The sequence below is a fragment of the Dyadobacter jiangsuensis genome (assembly GCF_003014695.1).
GTDB lineage: Bacteria > Bacteroidota > Bacteroidia > Cytophagales > Spirosomataceae > Dyadobacter > Dyadobacter jiangsuensis.
Window position 1 is genome coordinate 1 of record NZ_PYAS01000041.1, and the last position, 2,700, is coordinate 2,700.

Here is a 2,700-nt window from a genome sequence, read left to right on the forward strand (position 1 = left end):
TGGATATTCCTCTCCAAAGTACGCCACGATTCCTCCGAAAGTACGCCATTTATTCCTGGGCAAAGTACGCCACTAAGCTGGCGGTAAAGTAGCGGATTTTGGCGTGCTTCAATGTGAGTTTTCGGAATTCCGGATCCCTGGAAAAGGAAGATTCCTCTCCAAAGTACGCCACTTATTCCTGCTGAAAGTACGCCACTGAGCAGAGGGTTTAACCGCCCATTACCATATGTTTAGGTATCACCTAAACCTTCATGGAATGGCAAATAGACCTCTGAGCATGCATAAATTACGTCAGATACTTATTTTCCTTGAACGAGGCGTATCTATTCGCAACATTGAAAAGCAAGTAAAAATATCCAGGAAGACCATCGGGTTGTATCAGCAAAAGCTGCTGCGCACCGGCCTTAGCTTCCAGGAACTTCTACTGGTGAAAGATCAGGACTTGGAGCGCCTTGTCAGCCTTAAAAAGGTAGGTCCGCCGGAGGACGCTGATCCCAGGAAAGCTCATTTTTACAGTCAGATCGACTATTTTACCTATGAGTTGAAGCATCGTACAGGTGTTACCCGGTTGGTCCTCTGGGAAGAATATATCAAAGAGAACCCCGACGGCCTGCAATACTCCAGGTTCTGTAAGCTTTTACAGGATCAGCTCAAAATTGCCCAGGCAACCATGCATTTTGAGCATCATCCGGCCAAGATGATGCAAGTGGATTTTGCTGGCGACCTGCTCTATTATGTCGATCCTTCAAGCGGTGAGCTGATCGCATGCCCTGTCTTTGTTGCGGTGCTCCCTTTTAGCGGTTACGGTTATGTGGAAGCGTTGCCAAATATGAAACTGGCACAAGTCGTAAAAGCGCTCAACAATGCACTAGCTTACTTTGGAGGCGTCCCGCTCGGGGTTAAATCCGACAACATGAAACAGTGGGTATCGCGAAGTTCTCGTTATGAACCCGCATTTACCGATATGCTCGAACAGTGGGCCAATCATAACCATATCGCCTTGTATGCTGCCCGGCCGCACAAGCCCAAGGACAAAGCAGCAGTTGAAAACTTCGTAAAAATCACTTACCGGCGCGTTTACGCCCAATTACGGAATGACACCTTCCATAGTCTGGCTGCGCTAAATGCCGCCATTAAAGAGAAGCTGGCACTGCATCACCAGATGAACTTCCAGAAAAAGGCGTTCAGTCGCCTGGAACTGTTCATAGAGCAGGAAGCCCCGCATCTTCAATCCTTGCCGGAATCACCCTACCGGGTGCGGCACTACACCAAAGCCAAAGTCCAAAAGAACTATCATGTGGTCATCGGTGAAGACTGGCACTTTTACAGCGTCCCGTTCCGCTATATCGGCAAGGAGGTCAGGATCGCTTATTGCGAAGACACAGTGGAGGTCTATCATGATAACCAGCGGATTGCCCTGCACAGCAGGAATTACCGGAGTCATGGATACACCACCCTGAAAGAGCATATGCCGCAAGCCCATCGGGTAGTGTCCAAACAACAAGGCTGGGACCCGGAATACTATCTGAGAAAAGCCAGTGAAAACGGCCCGTGCACCTATGAGCTTTTCAAAAAAGTCATGGACAGTAAACTGATCATCGATCAATCATATACGTCTTGCCTGGGCCTGCTCAGATTGATCAAGTCCTACGGGGCCATCCGGGTGGAAAATGCCTGTAAGCGTGCCTTGACAGGCTACAAGTTCAGTTACACCGCTGTGAAAAACATCCTGGACCATAACATGGACCGACTTGAAGATATCGACAGTAAAGAATACCGCATTCCCGATCACCCTAATGTGCGTGGCGCATCCGCTTATCAAGAATAATTGTTTTACAATAACCTGTTCAAAATGAATACTGAAAACACCCTGGACCTTTTAAGGTCACTTAAACTGTCTGGAATGGCCAGACGCTATGAGTCTGTTCTCTCACTGCCCGTGCATGAACTGGTCGATGTCCATTCCCTGGTTGCGATGATCACCCAGGCCGAAGTAGAATACCGGCAACATGCAAAGACCTCCAAGTATCTTAAAGCCAGCAAACTCCGGTATCACGCCCTGCCGGAGGATATCCTGTGCACCCCCGAAAGAGGCATTACAAGGGAACAGGTGCTTAGGCTGTCCGACGGAATGTTCATCGAAAAAGGGGAAAATATCTTAATAACAGGTGCTACCGGCTGTGGTAAAAGCTTTTTAGCCTGCGCCTTAGGCCGGAGCGCTTGTCTGTTGGGAATACGCACTCAATACTTTGGTATGAACAAATTCCTGGACGCCCTGGCACAGGCCCGGCTCGACGGCACATACCTGAAATGGATCAGGGCTGTGTCGGCTAACAAACTGCTGATCCTGGACGACTTCGGGTTAAAGCAACTGACCAATGACGCCAGAATCGCATTACTGGACATACTTGAAGACCGCTATGGGAACGGCTCGACCATTATCACATCGCAGCTACCCGTCGACAGTTGGTACAACTTCATTGACGAACCTACGCTGGCTGACGCCATTATGGACCGGCTCTCCGCATCCGCTCACCGAATTGCTTTAACTGGAAAATCGCTGAGAAAAAGAAAAAATCACTAAGTTTAATCATCACTCTCGCTCAGTGATGTCAAGCCACTTTCAGGTGGCGTACTTTGCCCAGGAATTTTTGGCGACCTTTGCTCAGGAACACTGGCGTACTTTCGCAGGAATATCTA

General features: G+C 48.9%; 2 protein-coding genes. Both read left to right on the forward strand.

Going from position 1 to position 2,700, the window contains the following annotated elements:
• The first annotated feature begins 256 nt into the window (after positions 1–256).
• Positions 257–1,828 (forward strand): IS21 family transposase, encoded by a 1,572-nt coding sequence (gene istA, locus CLV60_RS34030; protein ID WP_211302321.1) that lies wholly within the window; start codon positions 257–259, stop codon positions 1,826–1,828.
• Positions 1,829–1,852: 24 nt separating this feature from the next.
• Entirely contained in the window at positions 1,853–2,584 is a 732-nt protein-coding gene (istB, locus tag CLV60_RS34035) for an IS21-like element helper ATPase IstB (RefSeq protein ID WP_106599845.1), read from the forward strand.
• Positions 2,585–2,700: the final 116 nt, after the last annotated feature.